A 23,530-nucleotide genomic window follows, 5' to 3' on the forward strand; every position below is an offset into this window, starting at 1 on the left:
TTGTCCACAGGCCGGGCGTTGTCCACAGGGGTCTGACGCGTTTCGGCCACCGGCGGTACGGTCGGCACGATCGATGTCGACGCGTGTGTACGGCGCGCAGTGTCCGTGTACGGCACGCAGGGGTACGGGGGAGGCGGTTGCCGTGACCGAGTTCAGTGCCGGGAGGACCGGGACCCGAGAGGGTGCCGGGGCGGCGGAGGGCGGCGACGCGGGCCCGGTGCGGCGGCTGCCGCGGGTGCCCGGCTTCGCCGAGTGGCCGGCCGCGGGCACGCCCAGGGCGGAGGGCAAGGCCCTGCGCGAGAAGGTCCCGCGCGACGCGCACGCCGCCCTCGACCCGCACGCCTCCCGCCCCGACGCCGTGAGCGCCGTCGAGGAGTCCGGCCGTGGCCGGCTGCCCGAGCTGACACCGCTGCGGGTCGGCAGGATGGCGGCCACCCCGTTCGCCTTCCTGCGCGGCTCGGCGGGCCTCATGGCCCACGACCTGGCCCGCACCCCCATGACCGGGATCGGCGCCCAGATCTGCGGTGACGCCCACGCGGCGAACTTCGGTCTCTACGGGGACGCGCGCGGCGGCCTCGTCATCGACCTGAACGACTTCGACGAGACCGTGCACGGCCCCTGGGAGTGGGACCTCAAGCGGCTCGCCGCCTCGCTGGTGCTCGCCGGGCGGGAAGCGGGAGCGGACGAGGACACCTGCCGCGCGGCCGCCCACGACACCGTGGGCGCCTACCGGCGCACGATGCGGCTGTTGTCCAAGCTGCCGGCGCTGGACGCCTGGAACGCCATCGCGGACGAGGAACTGGTCTCCCACACCGACGCCCACGACCTCCTCGGCACCCTGGAGCGGGTCTCGGAGAAGGCCCGTGCGAACACCAGCGGCCGGTTCGCGGCCAAGTCCACCGAGGAGACCGGGGACGGCGGACGCCGCTTCGTCGACGCGCCGCCGGTACTGCGCCGGATACCGGACGCCGAGGCCGCGCTGGTGGCCGCCTCCCTGGAGCAGTACGTCGGCACGCTCCCGCCGGACCGCCATCCGCTGCTCGCCCGGTACGCGGTGCACGACGTGGCGTTCCGCGTCGTCGGAACCGGCAGCGTCGGCACCCGCTCATACGTCGTGCTGCTCCTGGACCACCGGGGCGAGCCCCTGGTGCTCCAGGTGAAGGAGGCCCGTCCCTCGGCGCTGGTGCCGCATCTGCCGACGGCCGGCTTCGGCACTCCCGAGGCCGGGCACGAGGGCATGCGGGTGGTGCACGGCCAGAAGCGGATGCAGGTGGTGAGCGACGGGCTGCTCGGCTGGACGACGGTCGACGGCCGGCCCTTCCAGGTGCGCCAGTTCCGCAACCGCAAGGGCAGCGTGGACCCGGCGGCGCTCGCCCCCGACCAGGTCGACGACTACGCCCGGATGACCGGCGCCCTGCTGGCCCGCGCCCACTCCCACAGCGCCGACCCCCGGCTGATCGCCGGCTACTGCGGCAAGAACGACGAGCTGGACGAGGCGGTGGCCGCCTTCGCCGTCGCCTACGCCGACCGCACGGAGGCGGACCACGCCGATCTGGTGACGGCGGTGCGCTCCGGGCGGATCGCGGCGGAGACGGGGGTGTTAGCGGGGCGTCCGGGCAGTGGGCCGCCGGAGCGGGGCGGGGCCCCGGCGGGTGGCCTACGCTGTCCGGGTGACGACCTCGGAAGGTGAGCAGGGTGGCGGCGGCGCCGGCGCGGAGCGGACGCCCGGCGGTGGTGCGGCGCGGCCCGAGGACCGGCTGGAGCAGGCCGTACGCGCGGCCGAGCAGGCGCTGATCGAGTTCGAGATCGCCGTGGAGTCGTTCCGCGTCGAGGTCGAGAACTTCTCCCGGCTGCACGAACAGAAGCTCGGCCCGATGTACGCCCGCCTCGAGGAACTGGACGCCCGGATCCTTCAGGCCCGGGCCGCCCGCAGCGGCGATCCCGAGGACCGGCGCCTGGCCGACGAGGCGCGCGCCCGGCTCATGCCGATCCCCGGGGTCGAGGAGCTGATGAACGGCTGGATGGACGGTGACGGCCTCTTCCCCGAGGCCACGGCCATGCTCACGGGTCAGGCGGTCCGCCCCCCGCAGCGGGTGCGGCCCGGCGAGGAGGCCCGCAGGCTCTACCGGGAGCTCGCCCGCAAGGCGCACCCGGACCTGGCGCAGGAGGACAAGGAGCGCGCCCGCCGCGAGGAGTTCATCACCCGGGTCAACGCCGCCTACGCCCGCGGCAGCGAGGCCGAGCTGCGGGAACTCGCCGAGGAGTGGGCCGCCGGACCTGAGCTGAAGCGCGTCCCGAGCGCCGGCGAGGAGCTCTACGCCCGCCTCGAATGGCTCTCCCGGCGCAAGGAACTGCTCACGCTCGTCGCCAGGGACCTCGAGGAGAGCGCCATCGGCTCGATGCTCCGCCTCGCCCCGGACGATCCCGACGCGCTGCTGGAGGAGATCGCCGACGGGCTGCGGGCCCAGGTGACCGACCGCGAGGCCGAGCTGGCGGCCCTGCTGGCCTGAGGCGGCGCACGCCCGGTCGGGTAGCGTCGGGGGCATGAGTTTTGGAGCTGGTGTGCCCACGGTCCAGGTCGCGGACCTCAAGGACGGCGACTTCCTGCTGGACGTCCGCGAGGACGACGAGTGGAAGGCCGGCCACGCCGAAGGGGCGCTGCACATCCCCGTCAGCGAGTTCGTGGCCCGCTACGGCGAGCTGACCGACGCCGCCCCGCAGGACGGCCGGGTCCATGTGATCTGCCGTTCGGGCGGACGGTCGGCGCAGGTCACGATGTACCTGGCCCAGCAGGGCATCGACGCCGTCAACGTGCACGGCGGCATGCAGGTGTGGGAGGCCGCCGGCCGCCCCGTCGTCACCGACGACGGGCAGCCGGGGCACGTCCTGTAGGGCGGCCGCCGCTACCGGTCGAAGTCCAGCTCCACCGTCTCCGTCACCGGATGCGACTGGCAGGCCAGGACATAGCCCGCCTCGGTCTCCTCCGACTCCAGCGCGAAGTTGCGGTCCATCCGCACCTCGCCCGAGACGAGGAAGGCGCGGCAGGTCCCGCACACCCCGCCCTTGCAGGCGTACGGCGCGTCGGACCGGTTGCGCAGCACCGTGTCCAGCAGGGACTCCCCGGCCTGGACGGGCCAGGTGCCGCCGCGGCCGTCGAGCCGGGCGGTGACCGTGCTGTGGGCGGGGGCGGGCGTGGTGGGTACGGGTGCCGTGCCGGCGTCCACGTGGAAGATCTCCTCGTGGATGCGGGAGCGGGCGACCCCCAGCCCGCGCAGGGCCCGCTCGGCGCCCTCGACCAGTCCGTACGGCCCGCACAGGAACCAGCCGTCCACCCGCTCCACGGGCAGCAGCGCGGGAAGCAGCCCCGCCAGCCGCTCCTGGTCGAGCCGCCCGGACGGCAGCCCCGCCTGCTGCTCCTCGCGGGAGAGCACCGTCACCAGCTGGAGCCGCTCGGGGTAGCGGTCCTTCAGGTCGGCGACCTCCTCCAGGAACATCGTCGAGGCGGTCGTCCGGTCGCTGCGGATGAGGCAGAACCGGGCCTTTGGCTCGCGGGCGAGGAGCGTCGAGACGATCGACAGCACCGGGGTGATGCCGCTGCCGCCGACGATCGCCGCGTACCGGCCGGGCGCGGGAGGGAGCGTGAAGCGGCCGGCCGGGGTCATCACCTCCAGCTCGTCGTCGAGGTCGATCTCCTTGAGCGCGTACGTGGAGAAGGCGCCGCCGTCGACCAGCCGGACGCCGACCCGCAGGGTGCTCGGCGCCTCGCCGTCGGGCGCGGGGGAGCAGATGGAGTAGGTGCGCCGTATCTCCTGGCCGTCGGCGGTGCGCCGGAGGGCCAGGTGCTGGCCGGGGACGTACCGGTACTCCTCGCGCAGGTGCGGGGGGACGGCGAGGGTGAGGGCGACGGAGTCGTCGGTGAGCCGGTCGACCGCGGCCACCCGGAGCCGGTGGAAGCGGGCCATCACAACTCCTTGAAGTGGTCGAACGGTTCACGGCAGGCCAGGCAGCGGCGCAGCGCCTTGCACGCGGTGGACGAGAAGCGGCTGAGCAGCTCGGTCTCGGCGGACCCGCAGTGCGGGCAGCGGACGGGGTCGGCCTCGTCGACCGGCCCGCTCTCGCGGGTCCGGGTCGGTCCCAGCCCCACCCGGACCGGCCCGGGGGCCGACCGTACGCGGGGCGGGGCGATGCCGAACTCCCGCAGTTTGCGGCGTCCCTCGTCCGTGATGTCGTCGGTCGACCAGGCGGGCGCGAGCACCGTGCGCACGGTGACCTCGCGCACCCCGTGGTCGCGCAGCACCTTCTGTATGTCGAGGCTCATCGCCTCGATGGCAGGGCAGCCGGTGTAGGTCGGGGTCAGCTCGACCTCGACAGTGTCCGCCCCGCGCGCGTGCACCGCGCGCACGACGCCCAGCTCGCGCAGGGTCAGCACCGGGAGTTCGGGGTCGGGCACCGAACCGGCGAGCTCCAGGAGTTCCGCCTCCAGCGGGGTGGTGGTCACCATGTCGCCCCCGGGTGGCTGCGGTGCAGGTGCTGCATCTCGGCGAGCATCCGGCCGAAGGGCTCGGTGTGCAGGCCCTGACGGCCCGCGCCGGCCGCCCACGCTCCCGTGCGCGGGCCCTCGGGCACCGTGAGCGTGGCGCGGCGCAGGACCTCTCCGGTCCACTCCAGCCACGCCGTCTCCAGGCCGGTCCAGTCGACGTCGACGCCCTCGACCGGCTGGAACATCTCGCCGGTGTAGCGCCACAGCGCGTCCACGGCCCGCTGCATCCGCGTGTGGCTCTCGTCCGTGCCGTCGCCCAGCCGCAGCGTCCACTGCTCGGCGTGGTCGCGGTGGTAGGCGGTCTCCTTCACGGCCTTGCCGGCCAGCGGGGCGAACGGGCCGTCCCCGGAGGCGAGTTCCCCGTACAGGAGGTACTGGTGGGCGGAGAAGAACAGCTGGCGGGCGATGGTGTGGGCGAAGTCGCCGTTCGGCTGCTCCACCAGCTGGAGGTTGCGGAAGGCGCGCTCCTCGCGCAGAAAGGCCAGTTCGTCCTCGTCTCCGGCCATCGACAGCAGCACCCGGGCCTGGCCGAGCAGGTCCAGCGCGATGTTGGCGAGGGCGACCTCCTCCTCCAGGACCGGGGCGTGGCCGGCCCACTCGCCCAGGCGGTGGGAGAGCACCAGCGCGTCGTCACCGAGGGCGAGCGCGGCCGCGGTGAGGGCGGTGTCCTTGGCGGATGTCGTCGTCACAGGTGCTGCACCCCCTCGGGGATCTCGTAGAACGTGGGGTGCCGGTAGGGCTTGTCGGCGGACGGATCGAAGAACGGGTCCTTCTCGTCGGGCGAGGAGGCGGTGACCGCGGCCGACGGCACGACCCAGATCGAGACGCCCTCGCCGCGCCGGGTGTACAGATCGCGGGCGTTGCGCAGGGCGAGCTCCGCGTCGGGCGCGTGCAGGCTGCCGGCGTGGGTGTGGGACAGCCCGCGGCGCGAGCGCACGAAGACCTCCCACAGGGGCCAGTCGGTGTGGGTCATGCTCGCGTCGCTCCTGTCTCGCCGTTCATGTGCTTGGCCGCGTGGGCCGCTGCCGCCTCCCTGACCCAGGCGCCCTCCTCGTGGGCCCGCCTGCGCCGGGTCAGCCGCTGTTCGTTGCACGGGCCGTTGCCCTTGAGGACGTCCCAGAACTCCGCCCAGTCGATCGGGCCGAAGTCGTGGTGCCCGCGCTCCTCGTTCCACTTCAGGTCGGGGTCGGGGAGGGTGAGGCCGAGGGATTCGGCCTGGGGGACGCAGATGTCGACGAAGCGCTGGCGCAGCTCGTCGTTGGAGTGCCGCTTGATCTTCCAGGCCATCGACTGCGCGGAGTGCTGGGACTCGTCGTCGGGCGGGCCGAACATCATCAGGGACGGCCACCACCAGCGGTCCACCGCGTCCTGTGCCATCGCGTGCTGCTCAGGGGTGCCCTTGCTGAGGGCCAGCAGCAGTTCGTAGCCCTGGCGCTGGTGGAAGGACTCCTCCTTGCAGATGCGGACCATGGCGCGTGCGTAGGGGCCGTAGGAGCAGCGGCACAGAGGCACCTGGTTGGTGATCGCCGCGCCGTCCACGAGCCAGCCGATGGCGCCGACGTCCGCCCAGGTCAGCGTGGGGTAGTTGAAGATCGAGGAGTACTTCTGGCGGCCGGAGTGCAGCTTGTCGAGCAGCTCCTCGCGGCTGGTGCCGAGTGTCTCGGCGGCGCTGTAGAGGTAGAGGCCGTGGCCGGCCTCGTCCTGCACCTTGGCCATCAGGATCGCCTTGCGGCGCAGCGAGGGCGCGCGGGTGATCCAGTTGGCCTCCGGCTGCATGCCGATGATCTCGGAGTGCGCGTGCTGCGCGATCTGCCGGACGAGCGTGGCCCGGTAGGCGTCCGGCATCCAGTCGCGCGGCTCGATCCGCTCGTCGGCGGCGACCGCCGCGTCGAATACCCGCTCGTGGCCCGCGGTGTCGTCCGCGTCGGCCCGCGCGTCGAACGCCCGGCCGCCGGCCGTGTCGCGGGCGGCTGCTGTCGCCATGAGGTCCCCCTCGACCTGAATGCTTCCCGGAGCACGCTCCCGACCGATCGTTCGGTTCGTGCGATTCCATGGTGAGACGGGCGCCGCGAGGTGTCAACCGCTGTGGATAACCTGCGGGTGCCGTCTGCGGACGACGGTGCCCGGACCGCGATGTGGTGACGGCCACGGAACCGGGGTCCCGAGGGGACTGTGCCCGGGCGGCCGGCGCTGAGTACCGTTCCGTGCGACGCGGCGGAGCGGACGCGCGGGCGCCTACGGAGCCCTCGCGGCGGGGGCGGAAGCAGTGACGGACCGGGATCGGTGGATCGGGGCGGGATGAACGCGTACGACAAGGGCTCGGACGCCCGGCACGGGCCTGCCGGGCGGGGCGTGCCGGACCCGCGCCCCGCCCCGCCCGGCCCTCTTCCCCCGGCCCGTCCACCGGCCCCCGGAACCCCGCCGTCCGGCTCCGCGTGCCCGGCGGACGGCCCACCCGGACCGCACACCCCCGGCACCGGTCCCGAGACCGACACCGGTCCCGAGCCCGACGCCGGCCCCGAGCCCGACACCGGTCCCGAAGCCCACCCCGGCACCGGAACCGGCTCCGGGACCGGCCCGTCCGCCGGACCCCCTACCGGCGTCGCCGCCCTCTCCACGCGCTACCGGATCGGCGCCGCGGTGGCGCTCGCGGTCGTCGCCGTCGGGGTCTGCGCGCACCTGGGGCTGACGTTCCTGCACGTCGCGCCCCTGAACACGGTCAGCAAGCAGCACCGCGAGACGATCGAGAGCTGGATCTACCCGGAGTTCGAGCAGAACTGGAAGCTGTTCGCGCCGAACCCCCTGCAGCAGAACATCGCCGTGCAGGTGCGCGCCGAGATCCGTACCGCGGACGGGTCGTCACGGACCACCGGCTGGTACGACCTGTCGGCGCAGGACGGGCGGGCCATCGACGGCAACCCGGCGCCCAGCCACACCCAGCAGAACGAACTGCGCCGCGCCTGGGACTTCTTCGTCTCCACGCACGACGACGACGGCCGCCCGGTGGGCCTGCGCGGAGCGCTGTCCGAGGCGTACCTGCGCCGGATCACGGTGATGCGCCTCGACCGCGCGGACGCCGCCGGCCCGGACGGCGTCGTCGCGCGGGTCCAGGTCCGTTCGCGCACCACCAACGTGCCGCCCCCGGACTGGAGCGGGGAGAAGATCTCCACCGCCCCCGCGTACCGGGTCCTGCCCTGGTGGTCCGTGCCCGAGGACGAGAACCGGGGAGGCATCGGGTGAACCGGCTCCCGTCGGCGCTCTCGCGGGTGATCGCCCGCGTCGCCGACTCCGCGCTCGGCCCCTGCCAGACCGCCGTGATCCGGATCGGCTTCAGCCTGACCTGGCTGCTGTTCCTGCTGCGCGAGTTCCCCCACCGCCAGGAGCTGTACGGCCCCGACGGGCCCTGGGAATGGGACCTCGCCGACCAGCTGGTCACGACGAACGACGCCTTCACCGTGCTGCTCTGGTCGGACAGCCGGCTCTGGTTCGAGGCCGTCTACGCGCTGGCCGTGCTGTGGAGCTTCCTGCTGCTGCTGGGCTGGCGCACCCGCACCATGTCGGTGCTGTTCATGGTGGGCGTGCTGGCACTGCAGAACCGCAGCGTGTTCATGGGGGACGGCGGCGACAACGTCCTCCACCTGATGTCGATCTACCTGGTGTTCACCCGCTGCGGCCAGGTCTGGTCGCTCGACGCGCGGCGGGCGCGCCGCTCGGCGCAGGCACGCGCGCGGGGCGAGCGGCCGCGCGACCGGGTCGGGCCGGCCCTGTGGAGCGTGCTCGGTTTCCTGCTGCTCCTGGCCACGCTGGCGGGCCGGATGGACGGTGACTGGTTCATACCGGCGCTGCTGTGGGCCGTATGGCTCGCGCAGGCGCTGTGGTGGCTGGTCGGCCGTCGCGCGAGGACCGGGCAGCCGCGGATCCTGCTGGACGTCGTCGCGAACACCGTGCACAACGGCGCGCTGCTCGTGATCATGGCGGAGGCGTGCCTGATCTACGCCACGGCCGGGTGGTACAAGGTCCAGGGCTCCCGCTGGCAGGACGGTACCGCGGTCTACTACCCGCTCCACCTGGAGTACTTCTCCCCCTGGCCGGCTCTCGCGGACCTGCTGTCGGCCAGCGGCACCCTCGTGATGCTGGTGACCTACGCGACCGTCGCCGTGCAGGTCGCCTTCCCGTTCACGCTGTTCAACCGGCGGGTCAAGAACGTCCTGCTGACCTTCATGATTCTCGAGCACGCGGTGATCGCCGTCGTGCTCGGGCTGCCCTTCTTCTCCCTGGCGATGATCGCGGCCGACGCGGTCTTCCTGCCGACGTCCTTCCTGCGCCGCCTGGGCGACCTGACGGCACGCGCGCGTGGACGACTGCGCCCGCGCCGGGGCGGGCCACCGGTGCCGGGACCGCGCTCCCCGGCCGACCCCCCTGACGGGGAGGCCCCGCCGAAGGCGGCCCCGGCACCCGGCGCGGTGCCGAGCCCGCGCACGTAGGCTGCACGCCATGAACGACCCCGCCCGCACCGCCCGGCCCGAGGATCCGGCCGACCCGGTGTCCGCGTGGCGCCGTCTGGCCGGTGGCGCCGTCCTGCTCGACGGATTCCATGCCCTCAAGCACGCGGTGCGCTTCGGGGCCGAGGTGCCGGTGGCGATCGCCGCGGACCGGGACGCCGCGCTCGCGCTCGCCGACGAGCTGGCCCCGGACGTACGGGACGCGCTGGCGGCGCTGCTCACCGAGGTGCCCCGGGGGACGTACGCCGCGCTCGTGCCGCGCCCGCACCCCACCGCCGTGGCCGCCCTGGCCGTACGCCCCTCCCGCGCGGGCAACCTCGAGAAGCTGGCGCACATCCCGCGCACGGCGCCCGTGGTGGTCCTGGACAACCCGCGCAACCTCGGCAACGCGGGGGCGGTGATCCGGCTGGCCGCCGGTCTCGGGGCGACCGGGGTCGTCACCACCGGCACCCTCGACCCCTGGCACCCCACGGTGGTGCGCGGCGGGGCCGGGCTGCACTTCGCCACCGCCGTGGAGCGGCTGACCGTCGGGGAGCTGCCGCCGGGACCGGTCTTCGCGCTCGATCCGGAGGGCGAGGACATCCGCTCGCTGAAGCTGCCGGACGAGGCGCTGCTCGCCTTCGGCTCCGAGCGCAGCGGACTCTCGCCCGGGCTGCGGGCGAGGGCCGACCACCTGGTGGCGCTGCCGATGCGCCCCCAGGTCTCCAGCTACAACCTCGCGACCAGTGTGGCCATGACGCTGTACCACTGGAGCACGACCGGGGGCGCCCCGGCGTAGCGGCGGGCGGGCCTACGCCTCCCGGCGCACCTCGACCACCCGGAACCGGTTGGCCACGAACGCCCCGTCGCACAGGGCCGCGTTGGCCGCCGGGTTGCCGCCGGAGCCGTGGAAGTCGGAGAAGGCGGCCGTCTGGTTGACGTACACCCCGCCGGTGAGGTTCAGGGAGAGCTGGGCGGCCTCCTCCAGGCAGACCTCCTGGACGGCCTCCTCGACCTCCGGTGAGGTCGTGTAGGCGCCGACCGTCATCGCGCCCTTCTCGCGGATCGTGCGCCGCAGCAGCTCCGCCGCGTCGCCGGCCGAGTCGACGGCGACGGCGAAGGAGACCGGGCCGAAGCACTCGCTCATGTAGGCGGCCTCGGCGTCCGGCTTCGAACCGTCCAGCTTCACGATCACCGGCGTGCGCACCACCGCGCCCGGGAACTCCGGGTTGGCGATCTCACGGGAGGCGAGGGCGACCTCGCCGAGCCCGGCGGCGGCCTCCAGGCGGGCCTTGACGTCCGGGTTGACGATCGCGCCCAGCAGCGCGTTCGCCCGGGCGTCGTCGCCGAGCAGGCCGTCGACCGCCTTGGCGAGGTCCGCGGTGACCTCGTCGAAGGACTTGGGTCCCTGGTCGGTGGTGATGCCGTCGCGCGGGATGAGCAGGTTCTGCGGGGTGGTGCACATCTGGCCGCTGTACAGCGACAGGGAGAACGCCAGGTTGGCCAGCATCCCCTTGTAGTCGCCGGTCGACTCCACGATCACCGAGTTGACGCCGGCCTTCTCGGTGTACACCTGCGCCTGGCGCGCGTTGCTCTCCAGCCAGTCGCCGAACTCCGTGGAGCCGGTGTAGTCGATGATCCGGATCTCCGGGCGCGTGGCCAGCGTCCTGGCGATGCCCTCGCCGGGCCGCTCGGCGGCCAGCGCCACCAGGTTCGGGTCGAAGCCGGCCTCGGTGAGCACCTGGCGGGCCATCTGGACGGTGAGCGCGAGCGGCAGCACCGCGCGGGGGTGCGGCTTGACCAGCACCGCGTTGCCGGTGGCGAGGGAGGCGAACAGGCCCGGGTAGCCGTTCCACGTCGGGAAGGTGTTGCAGCCGATGACCAGGCCGATGCCGCGCGGGACCGGGACGAACCGCTTGGTGAGCGCGAGCGGGTCGCGCTTGCCCTGCGGCTTGGTCCACTCCGCGGTGTCGGGCGTGCGGATCTGCTCCACGTACGCGTAGGCCACCGCCTCCATGCCGCGGTCCTGCGCGTGCGGGCCGCCCGCCTGGAACGCCATCATGAACGCCTGGCCGGAGGTGTGCATGACCGCCTGGGCGAACTCCATCGTCCGGTCGCTGATCCGCTTGAGGATCTCCAGACAGACCACCGCGCGGGTCTCCGCGCCCGCGTCGCGCCAGTCCCGCATCCCCGACTTCATGGCCGGCAGCAGCTCGTCCAGGTCCGCGTGCGGGTAGCTCACGCCCAGCTCGATGCCGTACGGGGAGGTCTCGCCGTCCACCCAGCCGTCCGTGCCCGGCTGGCCGAGGTCGAGGCGGGTGCCGAGCAGGGCGTCGAAGGCGGCCTTGCCCGCCGCCATGTCCAGGCTGCCGTTCTCCCCGTACGCCTTGGGGTGCTCGGGGTGCGGGGACCAGTACGCGCGCGTGCGGATCGCTTCCAGCGCATGGTCCAGGGTGGGACGGTGCCGGGAGATCAGCTCGTGCGCGGTGAGTTCGGCGGCCATGGGGGACCAACTCCTCGTCTCAGGAGCTCCTCGTCGAGCTCTTGGACCGGTGCGGAAACATAGTCAGGAACGGGCGGTCAGAGTTAGAGTAACCGAACGATCGGTCGGGACAAGGGGGTCCGCCGCATCTGTGGACAACCCCGTGCGGGAGGATCGCGCACATGACAGCACTCGACCTCAGCAGTCCCGTGGCCGTCGTCGGCACCGGCACCATGGGCCAGGGAATCGCCCAGGTCGCGCTGGTCGCGGGCCATCCCGTGCGACTGTACGACGCCGCTCCAGGACGGGCCCGTCAGGCCGCCGACGCGATCGGCGCCCGGCTCGACCGGCTGGTGGAGAAGGAGCGCCTCACCGCCGACGAGCGGGACGCGGCCCGTGCCCGTCTGCGGCCCGTCGACGAGCTCACCGGGCTCGCCGACTGCGCGCTGGTCGTCGAGGCCGTCCTGGAGCGTCTCGACGTCAAGCAGGAGCTGTTCCGCGCGCTGGAGGACGTCGTCCCCGACGACTGCCTGCTCGCCACCAACACCTCCTCCCTGTCGGTCACCGCGATCGGCGGCGCCCTGCGGGCGCCGGGCCGCTTCGTGGGCCTGCACTTCTTCAACCCCGCGCCGCTGCTGCCGCTCGTCGAGGTCGTCTCCGGCTTCGCCACCGACGTCACCTGCGCCACGCGCGCGTACGAGACGGCGCGCGCCTGGGGCAAGACGCCGGTCGCCTGCGCCGACACCCCGGGCTTCATCGTCAACCGCGTCGCCCGGCCCTTCTACGCCGAGGCCTTCGCGGTGTACGAGTCCCAGGGCGCCGACCCGGCGACCATCGACGCGGTCCTGCGCGAGTCCGGCGGCTTCCGGATGGGCCCCTTCGAACTGACCGACCTGATCGGTCAGGACGTCAACGAGTCCGTCACCCACTCGGTGTGGCAGTCCTTCTTCCAGGACGTGCGCTTCACCCCGTCGCTCGCCCAGCGCCGCCTGGTCGAGTCCGGCCGCCTCGGCCGCAAGACCGGACACGGCTGGTACGACCACGGCGACGGCGCCGAGCGCCCCGAACCGCACACCGCCGAGCCCGCGGGACCGCCCGCGTACGTCGTCGCCGAGGGCGATCTGGGGCCCGCGTCGGAGCTGCTCGCCCTGATCCGCGAGGCGGGCATCGAGGTGCGCGAGGAGGACGAGGACAACGGCACCCGCCTGGTGCTGCCCGGCGGCGGCCAGCTGGTGCTCGCCGACGGCCAGACCTCCGTGGAGTTCCGCGACGTCGTCTACTTCGACCTCGCGCTCGACTACCGCCGGGCCACGCGGATCGCCCTGTCCCACGCCCGGAACACCTCCCCGGCGACCGTCGCCGAGGCGACCGGGCTGTTCCAGGCGCTCGGCAAGAAGGTCAGCGTCATCGGGGACGTCCCCGGCATGATCGTCGCGCGGACGGTGGCCCGGATCATCGACCTCGCCCTCGACGCCGTCGCCAAGGGCGTCGCCACCGAGGAGGACGTCGACACCGCGATGCGGCTGGGTGTGAACTACCCGCTGGGCCCGCTGGAGTGGAGCCGCCGGCTCGGGAGCGGCTGGGCCTGCTCCGTGCTGGACAACCTGCACCAGTGCGACCGGTCCGGCCGCTACGCGCCCTCCCTCGCCCTGTACCGCCACGCCTACGCCCCGGACAAGCGGGAGGGCACCTCATGACCACCGCCAGGCGCGACACGTACACCCCGGAGACGCTGCTGTCCGTGGCCGTCCAGGTGTTCAACGAACGCGGCTACGACGGCACCTCCATGGAGCACCTCTCCAGGGCCGCCGGCATCTCCAAGTCGTCGATCTACCACCACGTGGCCGGCAAGGAGGAACTGCTGCGCCGCGCGGTGAGCCGGGCGCTGGACGGGCTCTTCGGCATCCTCGACGAGGAGCAGGCGTGCGCGGGGCGCGCCGCCGAGCGCCTGGAGTACGTCGTACGGCGCATGGTCGAGGTGCTGATCGCCGAGCTGCCGTACGTGACGCTGCTGCTGCGGGTGCGCGGCAACACGGACACCGAGCGGTGGGCGCTGGAGCGGCGGCGCGAGTTCGACCACCGGGTGGCGGCGCTGCTGAAGGCCGCGGCGGCCGACGGGGACGTGCGCGAGGACATAGAGGTGCGCCTGGTGACCCGGCTGGTCTTCGGGATGATCAACTCGATCGTGGAGTGGTACCGGCCGGACGGGCGCGGCATGAACGAGCGCGAGGTGGCCGACGCGGTGGCCCAGCTGGCCTTCGGAGGGCTGCGCAAGGCCGTCTGAGGCGTCCCGGGGCCGGCCCGCGGCGCTCCGGCGCCGCTCAGCCCTGCGGCTCCAGGTCCTCCTCCTCGAACACCAGCAGGGTGCGCGTGCTGAGCACCTCGGGGATCGCCTGGAGCCGGGTCAGCACCAGTTCGCGCAGCGCCCGGTTGTCGGGCGTGTGCACCAGCAGCAGGACGTCGAAGTCCCCGCCCACCAGTGCGATGTGCGAGGCTCCCGGGAGCTGCCTGAGCTGCTCGCGGACCGTGCGCCAGGTGTTCTGGACGATCTTCAGGGTGACGTACGCGGACGTCCCGTGACCGGCCCGCTCGTGGTCGACGCGGGCCCCGAAGCCGCGGATGACGCCGTCCTCGACGAGGCGGTTGATCCGCGCGTAGGCGTTCGCGCGCGAGACGTGGACCCGCTCGGCGACCGAGCGTATGGACGCGCGGCCGTCCGCCTGGAGCATCCGCAGGATGTCCTGGTCGATGGCGTCCAGGGGCCGCGCGGGAGGAAGCGGACCAGTCCCCTCCTGGCCCTCGGCCATTTGTTCAGATGCCACCCGCCCCCACCTCTCCGCCGTGGACGTCCTGCATCCATCTCAGGTTGTGGAGAACCGTTTGTCCACAGCCTGGTGCCAGCCGTAGCCAAAATGTGCCGGCGACCGAACAATCGGTTGGTGAGGCGTGTCACAGACGCCGCGCCTCCGACATCCCACGAGGAGGTGCCGTCATGACGGTCATGGAGCAGCGGGGGGCCTACCGGCCGACCCCGCCGCCCGCCTGGCAGCCCCGTACCGACCCCGCGCCGCTGCTGCCGGACGCGGAGCCGTACCGCGTCCTCGGCACCGAGGCCGCCGCCGGGGCCGACCCGGAGCTGCTGCGCCGGCTGTACGCGGAACTGGTGAAGGGCCGCCGGTACAACGCGCAGGCCACCGCCCTCACCAAGCAGGGCCGTCTCGCGGTCTACCCCTCCAGCACCGGCCAGGAGGCCTGCGAGGTCGCCGCCGCGCTCGTCCTCGAGGAGCGCGACTGGCTCTTCCCCAGCTACCGCGACACCCTCGCCGTCGTCGCGCGCGGTGTGGACCCCGTCGAGGCCCTCACCCTGCTGCGCGGCGACTGGCACACCGGCTACGACCCCCACGAGCACCGCGTGGCGCCGCTGAGCACCCCCCTCGCCACCCAGTTGCCGCACGCCGTCGGTCTCGCCCACGCCGCCCGCCTCAAGGGCGACGACGTGGTCGCGCTCGCCATGGTCGGCGACGGCGGCACCAGCGAGGGCGACTTCCACGAGGCGCCGAACTTCGCCGCCGTCTGGCAGGCCCCGGTGGTCTTCCTCGTCCAGAACAACGGCTTCGCGATCTCCGTACCGCTGGCCAAGCAGACCGCGGCCCCGTCGCTGGCCCACAAGGCCGTCGGCTACGGCATGCCCGGCCGCCTGGTCGACGGCAACGACGCCGCCGCCGTGCACGAGGTCCTGGCCGACGCCGTGCGCCGCGCCCGCGCGGGCGGCGGTCCGACCCTGGTCGAGGCGATCACCTACCGCGTGGAGGCCCACACCAACGCCGACGACGCCACCCGCTACCGCGGCGACGCCGAGGTCGAGACCTGGAAGCAGCACGACCCGATCGCGCTCCTGGAGCGGGAGCTGACCGCGCGCGGGCTGCTCGACGAGACCGGCATCGAGAGTGCGCGCCAGGACGCCGAGACCATGGCCGCCGCCCTGCGCGCGCAGATGAACCAGGACCCCGCGCTCGACCCCATGGACCTCTTCGCCCACGTCTACGCCGAGCCCACCCCCCAGCTGATCGAGCAGCGGGAGCAGCTGCGGGCCGAGCTGGCGGCCGAGGCCGAGCCGGAAGGGGCGCAGTGATGACCACCGTCGCCGTCAAGCCGGCCACCATGGCGCAGGCCCTCACGCGCGCCATGCGCGACGCCATGGCCGCCGACCCGTCCGTGCACGTCATGGGCGAGGACGTCGGCACCCTCGGCGGTGTCTTCCGGGTCACCGACGGACTCGCCAAGGAGTTCGGCGAGGACCGCTGCACGGACACGCCGCTGGCCGAGGCGGGCATCCTCGGCACGGCCGTGGGCATGGCCATGTACGGGCTGCGGCCGGTCGTGGAGATGCAGTTCGACGCGTTCGCCTACCCGGCGTTCGAGCAGCTCGTCTCGCACGTCGCGAAGATGCGCAACCGCACGCGCGGGAAGATGCCCCTCCCGCTCACCATCCGCGTCCCCTACGGCGGCGGCATCGGCGGGGTCGAGCACCACAGCGACTCCTCCGAGGCGTACTACATGGCGACTCCGGGGCTCCATGTCGTCACGCCGGCGACCGTCGCGGACGCCTACGGGCTGCTGCGCGCCGCCATCGCCTCCGACGACCCGGTCGTCTTCCTGGAGCCCAAGCGGCTGTACTGGTCGAAGGACTCCTGGAACCCGGAGGAGCCGACGACCGTTGAACCCATAGGCCGTGCGGTGGTGCGGCGCTCCGGCCGGAGCGCCACGCTCATCACCTACGGGCCGTCCGTACCCGTCTGCATGGAGGCGGCCGAGGCGGCCCGGGCCGAGGGCTGGGACCTGGAAGTCGTCGATCTGCGCTCGCTGGTGCCGTTCGACGACGAGACGGTGTGCGCCTCGGTACGGCGGACGGGACGCGCGGTCGTGGTCCACGAGTCGGGTGGCTTCGGCGGCCCGGGCGGGGAGATCGCGGCCAGGGTCACGGAGCGCTGCTTCCACCACCTGGAGGCGCCGGTGCTGCGTGTGGCCGGGTTCGACCTGCCGTATCCGCCGCCGATGCTGGAGCGCCACCACCTGCCCGGTGTGGACCGGATCCTGGACGCCGTGGGGCGCCTGCAGTGGGAGGCCGAGAGCTGATGGCACAGGTGCTGGAGTTCAAGCTGCCCGACCTCGGTGAGGGGCTCACCGAGGCGGAGATCGTGCGCTGGCTGGTCGAGGTCGGCGATGTCGTCGCCGTGGACCAGCCGGTCGTCGAGGTCGAGACGGCCAAGGCGATGGTGGAGGTGCCCTGCCCCTACGGCGGCGTGGTCACGGCCCGCTTCGGCGCCGAGGGCACCGAACTGCCCGTCGGCGCCCCGCTGCTGACGGTGGCGGTGGGGGAGGCGGCCGAGGACCGCCCGGCCACCGGTTCCGAGGGAGCGCCGGCACCGGCCGCCGAGGGCTCCGGCAACGTCCTGGTCGGTTACGGCACCTCCCGGGCGCCGGCCCGTCGCCGCCGGATCCGTCCGGCGGAGTCCGCGCCTGCCGCGTCCGCCGCACCCGCGGCGAACGGGCGGTTGAGGCCCACCGGGACGACGAAGCCGGCGGAGCCGGCCGACACGCGGGCCGGCGCCCCCGGCGGCGCGGACGGCCCCGTCCCGGTGATCTCCCCGCTGGTGCGCAGGCTGGCCCGGCAGAACGGCCTGGACCTGCGGGAGATGACCGGTTCCGGGCCCGACGGGCTGATCCTGCGGGCGGACGTGGAGTACGCCCTGCGCGCCGCCGCCACGCGGGGCCGCACGGGCGCAAGGACCGACGAGCCGCTCACGCAGGCCGCCCCGGCGCCCGCGCCGGCCGCCCCGGCCACGCAGGCCGCCCCGGGCACGCCGGCCGTCACCCGGGTCCCGCTCAAGGGCATCCGCGGTGCCGTCGCCGACAAGCTGTCCCGCAGCCGCACCGAGATACCGGACGCGACCTGCTGGGTGGACGCCGACGCGACCGAACTGATGCGGACGCGGGCCGCCATGAACGCGGCCGGCGGGCCGAAGATCTCCGTCCTCGCCCTGCTGGCCCGGATCTGCACCGCCGCGCTCGCCCGCTTCCCCGAGCTCAACTCCTCGGTGGACACCGGGGCCAGGGAGATCGTCCGCTACGACGAGGTGCACCTCGGCTTCGCCGCGCAGACCGACCGGGGGCTCGTCGTCCCCGTCGTCCGTGACGCGCACGCCCGGGACGCGGAGTCGCTCACGGCGGAGTTCGCGCGGCTGACCGAGGCGGCCCGGGCCGGGACGCTGACACCGGCGGAACTCACGGGCGGCACCTTCACGCTGAACAACTACGGCGTGTTCGGCGTCGACGGCTCCACACCGATCATCAACCACCCCGAGGCCGCCATGCTCGGCGTCGGCCGCATCGTCCCCAAACCGTGGGTGCACGAGGGCGAGCTTGCGGTGCGGCAGGTCGTGCAGCTCTCGTTCACCTTCGACCACCGGGTCTGCGACGGCGGTACGGCGGGAGGCTTCCTGCGGTACGTGGCGGACTGCGTGGAGCAACCGGCGGTGCTGCTGCGGACGCTGTGAGTCCGCTTGCGCTCCCCGGTCTCCCCGACCGCGTCCGCGTGCCCCCGCGTTCTTTGTGATCGCGGGGGCACGCATACTCGGGGGGTGACCGAGTACCAGCCACCCGGTGTTTCCTCCGGCGGTCCTTCCGGCGATCGTCGCGGGGGGTCCGACGCCGCGTACGACGCCGTCGTGCTCGCCGGTGGTGCCGCCCGCCGGCTCGGGGGCGCGGACAAGCCCGGTGTGCGCGTCGGCGGACGGGCGCTGCTGGACCGGGTGCTCGCGGCCTGCGCCGACGCCCGGACAACGGTGGTCGTCGCCGGCCCCCGCCCCACCGCCCGGCCCGTGGTCTGGGCCCGCGAGGAGCCCCCGGGCGGCGGACCCCTGGCCGCGCTCGACGCCGGACTCCGGCACACCACCGCCGGCCATGTCGTCCTCCTCTCCGCCGATCTGCCGTTCCTCGGCCGGGGCACCGTCGAGGCACTGCTGGCGGTCCTCAGCGGCGGCACGGCCGACGGCGTGCTGCTGACCGACTCCGACGGCCGGGACCAGCCGCTCGTGGCCGCGTACCGGACCTCGTCCCTGCGCCGCGAACTGACCGCGCTCACCGGCCGGCACGGCGATCTGACCGGACTCCCCCTGCGCCGGCTGACCGGCGCTCTCGACCTCACCCGTATCTCCGACCCGGTGGCGTCCTTCGACTGCGACACCTGGGACGACATCGCCACAGCCAGGGCACGCATCAGGGAGCATGGACACGTGTTGGACGAATGGATCTCCGCAGTCAAGGACGAGCTGGGCATCGACCTGGACGTCGACACCGGCGTGCTGCTCGACCTCGCCCGCGACGCCGCCCACGGCGTGGCCAGGCCCGCCGCTCCGCTGACCACCTTCCTCGTCGGGTATGCGGCCGCCCGGGCCGGCGGCGACCGCGAGGCCGTCGCCGAGGCGGCCCGCAAGGCCGCGGCGCTCGCGCTGCGCTGGGCGGACGAGGACGCCCCGGCCGCCGGCACCGCGTCCGGCGACGCCGCGCCCGACGCGACCCCCGACACCCGCCCGGAAGCAGAATGACCGCGCATGCAACCCGGGCCGAAGAGGACGCCGATGACCTCGACGTCGAGGAGGCGCTCGCCCTCGTGAAGCAACGACCCGACCGCACCGCCGGCGACCACGCCCCCGGCGGCACCACGCGCCACCACGCCACCGACTGGACCGAGGCCCGGACCATCGCCGGACGCGCCCCGCGCCGCGGCAGCCGCACGGGGTACCTGACCCCCGTGGCCGTCCCCCTCGCCTCCGCCCTCGGCCTCACCCTGGCCGCCCCCCTCACCGCTCTCACCGACCTGCCCTCCTTCGACACCTCCGCGATGGACGGCTGGGCGGTGTCCGGCCCCGGCCCCTGGGACGTACGGGAGGAAGGCGTCCTCGCCGGGCACGCCGAGCACGTGCCGCTCACCGACGGCGAGGCCGTCCGTATCGCCACCGGCGCCCGCATCCCCCCGGACACCACCGCCGTGCTCCGCAGCGAACACGGCCGCACCGACGACAAGGGCCGGCTGCACGCCGCCGCCGACCGGGCACCGCACACCGTCACCCACGGCCAGGACATCCGCCCCCGAGGCCAGGAGTGCCGCAGCGGCGACCAGCTGCTGCCCGTGGGCACCCTGGTGACCCCGCCGGTCCTGGGCATGGCCGCCGCCGCCGGATACGACACGCTCATGGCCGTCCCCCGGCCCCGCGCCGCCGTGTTCGTCCTCGGTGACGAATTGCTCGGCGAGGGCCTGCCGCACGACGGGCTGATCCGGGACGCGCTCGGTCCGCTGCTGCCGCCCTGGCTGCGCGCCCTCGGCGCGGAGGTCACCGACGTACGCCGGGTCGGCGACGACGAGCAGGCGCTGTACGAGGCGATCACCGCCTGCGACGCCGATGTCGTCGTCACCACCGGCGGCACCGCCGCCGGCCCCGTGGACCATGTGCACCCCACGCTGCGCCGCATCGGCGCCGAACTCCTCGTGAACGGCGTCAGGGTGCGCCCGGGTCACCCGATGCTGCTGGCCCGCACCAAGGAGAACCAGCATCTCGTCGGCCTGCCGGGCAACCCCCTGGCCGCCGTCTCGGGGCTGCTCACCCTCGCCGAGCCCCTCCTGCGGACCCTCGCGGCCCGCCCCGCACCGGAGCCGTACACGCTGGCGCTGCGGGACGGGGTGCAGGGACACCCGTACGACACCCGGCTGGTCCCCGTCACCCTGCGCGGCGACCGGGCGCTGCCGTTGCTCTACAACGGTCCGGCCATGCTGCGGGGCGTCGCGGCGGCCGACGCGCTCGCCGTCGTACCCCCCGGAGGGTCGGGGCCCGGCGAGGAGGCGGAACTGCTGGACCTGCCCTGGGCGTCCGGGGGAATCGGGGTGTGTTTCACGTGAAACTTCCGGGCCAGGACGCCATCGCTCGCCAGGCGGACGAACATCTGGTGACGCATCGGGTGAAACTCCCGAGGAAGATGGTGGAGCATCCGATCCGCCAGGTCGCCAAGCGGCTGTCGATGGCCCTGGTGGTGCTCGTGGTGACGGCGTTCATCGTGTACGCCGACCACGACGGCTACAACGACAACTCCGACGGATCAATCGACCTGCTCGACGCGTTCTACTATGCGACCGTCACCCTCTCCACCACCGGGTACGGCGACATCACGCCGGTCAGCGACGCCGCCCGGCTCACCAATATCTTCGTCATCACGCCGTTGCGTGTGCTGTTCCTGATCATCCTGGTCGGCACCACCCTCGAGGCCCTCACCGAACGCACCCGGGAGGAGTGGCGACTGAACCGCTGGAGGTCCACGTTGCGCGATCACACCGTTGTCGTCGGGTTCGGGACCAAGGGCAGGTCCGCCATCAAGACGGTCTGTGCGACCGGGCTCCGCAAGGAGCAGGTCGTGGTGGTCGATCCGAGCGCGAAGGCGATCGAGGCGGCCGCGGCGGACGGTTACGCGGGCGTGATAGGGGATGCCACGCGCAGCGAGGTGCTGAAGCGGGCCGAGGTGTACCGGGCACGGCAGATCATCATCGCCACGCAGCGCGACGACACGGCCGTCCTGGTGACGCTCACGGCGCGCCAGCTCAACCGGGGTGCGAAGATCGTGGCCGCGGTGCGCGAGGAGGAGAACGCCCCGCTGCTGAAGCAGTCGGGCGCCGACGCGGTCATCACCAGCGCCAGCGCGGCCGGGCGGCTGCTCGGGCTCTCGGTGCTCAGCCCCTCGGCCGGCATGGTCATGGAGGACCTCATCCAGCAGGGGACCGGGCTGGACATCGTGGAGCGGCCGGTCATAAAGGCCGAGGTGGGCAAGACCCCGCGCGAGACGAACGACCTGGTGGTGAGCGTCGTACGCGGGCACCGGGTGCTGGGCTACGACGATCCGGACGTCGGGACGCTGGAGCTGACGGACCGGCTGATCACGATCGTGCGGGCGACGCCCGGCACACAGGTCGCCCCCGACATCCGCCCGCTCCCCCGGGGGTGAGGCCCCCGGGGGCGCTCCCCCGACCGGACTCCGCCGGGGCTACTTGCGGTTGTACAGCCGCATCGTGACCGGCCCGAAGACCAGCACCAACAGACCGGCCCAGCCCAGCGTCCAGGCGATCTCGTCGGCCGGCCAGTCGCCCGCCATCAGCCCGCGCACCGCGGACGCCAGGTGGGTGATGGGACTGTTGTTGACGAACGCCTGGAGCCAGCCCGGCATGGTGCGCGGGTCGACGAAGACGTTGGACAGGAAGGTGAGCGGGAAGATCACCATCATGCTGACGCCCATCACCGATTTCTCGGTGCGCAGCAGCAGCCCGAACATCGTCCAGATCCACGAGAAGGCGAACGAGAACAGCACCAGCAGCGCGATCCCGGCGAGCACCCCGACGACCCCGCCGTCGGCGCGGTAGCCGAGGATCATGCCGACGGCCAGCATCACGACGGACGCGATGGTGTAGCGCAGGGCGTCGCCGAGCAGATAGCCGACCATCGTCGACGGCCGCCAGATCGGCAGGCTGCGGAACCGGTCGAAGACACCCTTCTCGATGTCCGTGTTGACCGAGACGCCGGTGTACATCGTGATCATCACGACCGACATCACCAGGATGCCCGGCAGCAGGAACTGGATGTACTCCTTCGGCGATCCGGCCAGCGCCCCGCCGAACAGGTACGTGTACATCAGCACCATCATGATCGGGAACGCCGTGACGTCGAAGAGCTGCTCCGGCACGTGCTTGATCTTGAGGATGGCGCGCCAGCCGAAGGTCAGCGAGGCCGACCAGGCGCTCGGCCGCGGCGGGCGCTCCTTGGCGACGAGCAGGCCGGCGAGGGAGTCGGTGCGCACCGGGGCGAGTTCGCCGCTCTCGGTGGTGGTCGTGGTGCTCATGCCGCCACCTCGTCCTTCGGGTCGTGGGCGTGGCCGGAGCCGGGCCGGGGCTGCTGGGTGTCGTGTCCGGTGAGGGCCAGGAACACCTCGTCCAGACTGGGCTGGCCGAGTGAGAAGTTGTCGACGGTGACGCCGGCGCGGGCCAGTTCGTTCAGCGCGCGGGCGGCCTGCCCGGCGGCCGAGTCGTTGCCCGCGGCCGCGGTGAGCCGGGCGGTCAGCGCCACCGGGTCGTGCTCGGTCTGCACCTGCGCGTCGAGCGCGCGGCGCAGCAGGTCCGCGGCGAGCGGCCGCTGGTCCGCGTCCCGCAGCCGCAGGTGGACCGATCCGGCGCCGACGGACGCCTTGAGTTCGCCCTTGGTGCCCTCGGCGATCACCTTGCCGCGGTCGATGACGGCGATCCGGGACGCCAGCTGGTCGGCCTCGTCCAGGTACTGCGTGGTCAGCAGGACCGTCGTGCCCTGGGCGACGACCGCGCGCACGATGTCCCACACCTGGTTGCGGCTGCGCGGGTCCAGGCCGGTGGTCGGCTCGTCGAGGAACAGCAGGTCGGGGGTGTTGAGGATGGACGCGGCGATGTCGATGCGGCGCCGCATGCCGCCCGAGTAGTGCTTGACCTGCTTCCCGGCCGCCTCGGTGAGACCGAACGCCTCCAGGAGCTGGGCGGCACGGGTGCGGGCGGCGGGCTTGCGGTGGCCGAGGAGCCGGGCCAGCAGCACCAGGTTCTCGGTGCCGGTGAGGTCCTCGTCCACGGACGCGTACTGGCCGGTGAGGCTCACCCGGCCGCGCACCTCGTCGGCCTCGCGGACGACGTCGTGACCGAAGACGTGGGCTTCGCCGCCGTCGGGCCGCAGGAGGGTGGCGAGCATCTTCACGGTGGTGGTCTTGCCGGCGCCGTTCGGTCCGAGGACGCCGTACACCGTGCCGGCCGGCACGGTCAGATCGACCCCGTCGACGGCCCGTGTCTCACCGAAGGTTTTGACCAGGCCCACGGTCTCGATGGCCGGGCCGGACGATTGCGTGCTCATGCTTCGGGTCCTTCCGGTGCTTGGGCTACGCAGGGGAGACCTTCACGGTCGCGCAAACTCATCG

Annotated in this window: 23 protein-coding genes; 14 read left to right on the plus strand and 9 right to left on the minus strand. The window is 73.3% G+C overall.

Annotation, left to right across the window (positions count from 1 at the left end; all coding sequences use genetic code 11):
• The first annotated feature begins 73 nt into the window (after positions 1-73).
• The 3 genes from F1615_RS06860 to F1615_RS06870 are packed head-to-tail and all read left to right on the plus strand — an operon-like array spanning position 74 to position 2,892.
• Complete coding sequence (locus F1615_RS06860; RefSeq protein ID WP_244328654.1) at positions 74-1,690, plus strand: DUF2252 domain-containing protein; 1,617 nt, start codon at positions 74-76, stop codon at positions 1,688-1,690.
• Positions 1,671-2,510 carry a J domain-containing protein gene (locus F1615_RS06865; RefSeq protein ID WP_149547968.1) on the plus strand — a complete coding sequence of 280 codons (840 nt, stop codon included), beginning with the start codon at positions 1,671-1,673 and terminating at the stop codon, positions 2,508-2,510. The genes F1615_RS06860 and F1615_RS06865 overlap by 20 nt, the downstream gene beginning before the upstream one ends.
• Positions 2,511-2,562: 52 nt before the next feature.
• Positions 2,563-2,892, plus strand: a complete 330-nt coding sequence (locus F1615_RS06870) for a rhodanese-like domain-containing protein (RefSeq protein ID WP_149548229.1) — start codon at positions 2,563-2,565, stop codon at positions 2,890-2,892.
• An 11-nt stretch (positions 2,893-2,903) separates the two neighbouring features.
• On the opposite strand, the gene F1615_RS06875 is transcribed toward F1615_RS06870, so the two are convergent.
• The 5 genes from F1615_RS06875 to paaA are packed head-to-tail and all read right to left on the minus strand — an operon-like array spanning position 2,904 to position 6,523.
• The gene (locus F1615_RS06875; protein WP_149547969.1) at positions 2,904-3,962 is read right to left on the minus strand and encodes a 2Fe-2S iron-sulfur cluster-binding protein; all 1,059 of its coding nucleotides are present in this window, start codon (positions 3,960-3,962) and stop codon (positions 2,904-2,906) included.
• Positions 3,962-4,501: a 1,2-phenylacetyl-CoA epoxidase subunit PaaD gene (gene paaD, locus F1615_RS06880; RefSeq protein WP_149547970.1), complete on the minus strand. Its 540-nt coding sequence runs from the start codon at positions 4,499-4,501 to the stop codon at positions 3,962-3,964. The genes F1615_RS06875 and paaD overlap by 1 nt, the downstream gene beginning before the upstream one ends.
• A complete protein-coding gene (gene paaC / locus F1615_RS06885; RefSeq protein ID WP_149547971.1) occupies positions 4,495-5,229 on the minus strand; it encodes a 1,2-phenylacetyl-CoA epoxidase subunit PaaC in 735 nt (244 codons plus the stop codon). The genes paaD and paaC overlap by 7 nt, the downstream gene beginning before the upstream one ends.
• Positions 5,226-5,513: a 1,2-phenylacetyl-CoA epoxidase subunit PaaB gene (gene paaB / locus F1615_RS06890; RefSeq protein ID WP_149547972.1), complete on the minus strand. Its 288-nt coding sequence runs from the start codon at positions 5,511-5,513 to the stop codon at positions 5,226-5,228. The genes paaC and paaB overlap by 4 nt, the downstream gene beginning before the upstream one ends.
• Entirely contained in the window at positions 5,510-6,523 is a 1,014-nt protein-coding gene (gene paaA / locus F1615_RS06895; RefSeq protein WP_149547973.1) for a 1,2-phenylacetyl-CoA epoxidase subunit PaaA, read from the minus strand. Before paaA ends, paaB begins: the two co-directional genes overlap by 4 nt.
• 315 nt (positions 6,524-6,838) lie before the next feature.
• On the opposite strand from paaA, the gene F1615_RS06900 reads away from it, so the two are divergent.
• From F1615_RS06900 to F1615_RS06910, 3 genes are read left to right on the plus strand one after another with little or no spacing between them, the layout of a single operon-like run.
• On the plus strand, positions 6,839-7,780 hold the full coding sequence (locus tag F1615_RS06900; RefSeq protein WP_149547974.1) for a DUF5819 family protein: 942 nt from the start codon (positions 6,839-6,841) through the stop codon (positions 7,778-7,780).
• The gene (locus F1615_RS06905; RefSeq protein WP_149547975.1) at positions 7,777-9,024 is read left to right on the plus strand and encodes an HTTM domain-containing protein; all 1,248 of its coding nucleotides are present in this window, start codon (positions 7,777-7,779) and stop codon (positions 9,022-9,024) included. The genes F1615_RS06900 and F1615_RS06905 overlap by 4 nt, the downstream gene beginning before the upstream one ends.
• 10 nt (positions 9,025-9,034) lie before the next feature.
• Complete coding sequence (locus F1615_RS06910; protein ID WP_149547976.1) at positions 9,035-9,820, plus strand: TrmH family RNA methyltransferase; 786 nt, start codon at positions 9,035-9,037, stop codon at positions 9,818-9,820.
• Positions 9,821-9,832: 12 nt separating this feature from the next.
• On the opposite strand, the gene paaN is transcribed toward F1615_RS06910, so the two are convergent.
• Entirely contained in the window at positions 9,833-11,524 is a 1,692-nt protein-coding gene (paaN, locus tag F1615_RS06915) for a phenylacetic acid degradation protein PaaN (RefSeq protein ID WP_149547977.1), read from the minus strand.
• Positions 11,525-11,685: 161 nt separating this feature from the next.
• Here paaN and F1615_RS06920 point away from each other — a divergent pair, with 161 nt between their 5' ends.
• Together F1615_RS06920 and F1615_RS06925 are read left to right on the plus strand one after the other, a co-directional pair.
• A complete protein-coding gene (locus tag F1615_RS06920) occupies positions 11,686-13,200 on the plus strand; it encodes a 3-hydroxyacyl-CoA dehydrogenase (RefSeq protein ID WP_149547978.1) in 1,515 nt (504 codons plus the stop codon).
• Entirely contained in the window at positions 13,197-13,787 is a 591-nt protein-coding gene (locus F1615_RS06925) for a TetR/AcrR family transcriptional regulator (protein WP_149547979.1), read from the plus strand. Before F1615_RS06920 ends, F1615_RS06925 begins: the two co-directional genes overlap by 4 nt.
• 37 nt (positions 13,788-13,824) lie before the next feature.
• Here F1615_RS06925 and F1615_RS06930 read toward each other — a convergent pair whose 3' ends face one another.
• Positions 13,825-14,310, minus strand: coding sequence for an Lrp/AsnC family transcriptional regulator (locus F1615_RS06930; protein ID WP_149548230.1), 486 nt, complete (start codon positions 14,308-14,310; stop codon positions 13,825-13,827).
• 185 nt (positions 14,311-14,495) lie between these two features.
• On the opposite strand from F1615_RS06930, the gene pdhA reads away from it, so the two are divergent.
• From pdhA to F1615_RS06960, 6 genes are all read left to right on the plus strand, one after another.
• Positions 14,496-15,635, plus strand: a complete 1,140-nt coding sequence (gene pdhA, locus F1615_RS06935; RefSeq protein WP_149547980.1) for a pyruvate dehydrogenase (acetyl-transferring) E1 component subunit alpha — start codon at positions 14,496-14,498, stop codon at positions 15,633-15,635.
• Entirely contained in the window at positions 15,635-16,639 is a 1,005-nt protein-coding gene (locus tag F1615_RS06940; protein WP_149547981.1) for an alpha-ketoacid dehydrogenase subunit beta, read from the plus strand. The genes pdhA and F1615_RS06940 overlap by 1 nt, the downstream gene beginning before the upstream one ends.
• Positions 16,639-18,060: a dihydrolipoamide acetyltransferase family protein gene (locus F1615_RS06945; RefSeq protein WP_149547982.1), complete on the plus strand. Its 1,422-nt coding sequence runs from the start codon at positions 16,639-16,641 to the stop codon at positions 18,058-18,060. Before F1615_RS06940 ends, F1615_RS06945 begins: the two co-directional genes overlap by 1 nt.
• Positions 18,061-18,144: 84 nt before the next feature.
• Positions 18,145-19,110 (plus strand): NTP transferase domain-containing protein, encoded by a 966-nt coding sequence (locus F1615_RS06950; RefSeq protein ID WP_149547983.1) that lies wholly within the window; start codon positions 18,145-18,147, stop codon positions 19,108-19,110.
• On the plus strand, positions 19,107-20,459 hold the full coding sequence (locus F1615_RS06955) for a molybdopterin molybdotransferase MoeA (RefSeq protein ID WP_149547984.1): 1,353 nt from the start codon (positions 19,107-19,109) through the stop codon (positions 20,457-20,459). Before F1615_RS06950 ends, F1615_RS06955 begins: the two co-directional genes overlap by 4 nt.
• A complete protein-coding gene (locus F1615_RS06960; RefSeq protein ID WP_149547985.1) occupies positions 20,456-21,553 on the plus strand; it encodes a potassium channel family protein in 1,098 nt (365 codons plus the stop codon). The genes F1615_RS06955 and F1615_RS06960 overlap by 4 nt, the downstream gene beginning before the upstream one ends.
• 39 nt (positions 21,554-21,592) lie before the next feature.
• On the opposite strand, the gene F1615_RS06965 is transcribed toward F1615_RS06960, so the two are convergent.
• Together F1615_RS06965 and F1615_RS06970 are read right to left on the minus strand one after the other, a co-directional pair.
• Positions 21,593-22,441 (minus strand): ABC transporter permease, encoded by an 849-nt coding sequence (locus tag F1615_RS06965; protein ID WP_149547986.1) that lies wholly within the window; start codon positions 22,439-22,441, stop codon positions 21,593-21,595.
• Entirely contained in the window at positions 22,438-23,466 is a 1,029-nt protein-coding gene (locus tag F1615_RS06970) for an ATP-binding cassette domain-containing protein (RefSeq protein WP_149547987.1), read from the minus strand. The genes F1615_RS06965 and F1615_RS06970 overlap by 4 nt, the downstream gene beginning before the upstream one ends.
• Between the last annotated feature and the right edge of the window lie 64 nt (positions 23,467-23,530).

Source organism: Streptomyces marokkonensis (assembly GCF_008312835.1).
Lineage (GTDB): Bacteria > Actinomycetota > Actinomycetes > Streptomycetales > Streptomycetaceae > Streptomyces > Streptomyces marokkonensis_A.

Excerpts from the sequence above, each read along its gene's own strand:
- F1615_RS06860 (WP_244328654.1), top strand. The coding sequence starts at position 74 with ATGTCGACGCGTGTGTACGGCGCGCAGTGTCCGTGTACGGCACGCAGG.
- F1615_RS06875 (WP_149547969.1), bottom strand. The coding sequence starts at position 3,962 with ATGGCCCGCTTCCACCGGCTCCGGGTGGCCGCGGTCGACCGGCTCACC.
- paaD (WP_149547970.1), bottom strand. The coding sequence starts at position 4,501 with ATGGTGACCACCACCCCGCTGGAGGCGGAACTCCTGGAGCTCGCCGGT.
- paaB (WP_149547972.1), bottom strand. The coding sequence starts at position 5,513 with ATGACCCACACCGACTGGCCCCTGTGGGAGGTCTTCGTGCGCTCGCGC.
- paaA (WP_149547973.1), bottom strand. The coding sequence starts at position 6,523 with ATGGCGACAGCAGCCGCCCGCGACACGGCCGGCGGCCGGGCGTTCGAC.
- F1615_RS06900 (WP_149547974.1), top strand. The coding sequence starts at position 6,839 with ATGAACGCGTACGACAAGGGCTCGGACGCCCGGCACGGGCCTGCCGGG.
- F1615_RS06910 (WP_149547976.1), top strand. The coding sequence starts at position 9,035 with ATGAACGACCCCGCCCGCACCGCCCGGCCCGAGGATCCGGCCGACCCG.
- paaN (WP_149547977.1), bottom strand. The coding sequence starts at position 11,524 with ATGGCCGCCGAACTCACCGCGCACGAGCTGATCTCCCGGCACCGTCCC.
- F1615_RS06920 (WP_149547978.1), top strand. The coding sequence starts at position 11,686 with ATGACAGCACTCGACCTCAGCAGTCCCGTGGCCGTCGTCGGCACCGGC.
- F1615_RS06925 (WP_149547979.1), top strand. The coding sequence starts at position 13,197 with ATGACCACCGCCAGGCGCGACACGTACACCCCGGAGACGCTGCTGTCC.
- F1615_RS06930 (WP_149548230.1), bottom strand. The coding sequence starts at position 14,310 with ATGGCCGAGGGCCAGGAGGGGACTGGTCCGCTTCCTCCCGCGCGGCCC.
- pdhA (WP_149547980.1), top strand. The coding sequence starts at position 14,496 with ATGACGGTCATGGAGCAGCGGGGGGCCTACCGGCCGACCCCGCCGCCC.
- F1615_RS06940 (WP_149547981.1), top strand. The coding sequence starts at position 15,635 with ATGACCACCGTCGCCGTCAAGCCGGCCACCATGGCGCAGGCCCTCACG.
- F1615_RS06945 (WP_149547982.1), top strand. The coding sequence starts at position 16,639 with ATGGCACAGGTGCTGGAGTTCAAGCTGCCCGACCTCGGTGAGGGGCTC.
- F1615_RS06955 (WP_149547984.1), top strand. The coding sequence starts at position 19,107 with ATGACCGCGCATGCAACCCGGGCCGAAGAGGACGCCGATGACCTCGAC.
- F1615_RS06965 (WP_149547986.1), bottom strand. The coding sequence starts at position 22,441 with ATGAGCACCACGACCACCACCGAGAGCGGCGAACTCGCCCCGGTGCGC.
- F1615_RS06970 (WP_149547987.1), bottom strand. The coding sequence starts at position 23,466 with ATGAGCACGCAATCGTCCGGCCCGGCCATCGAGACCGTGGGCCTGGTC.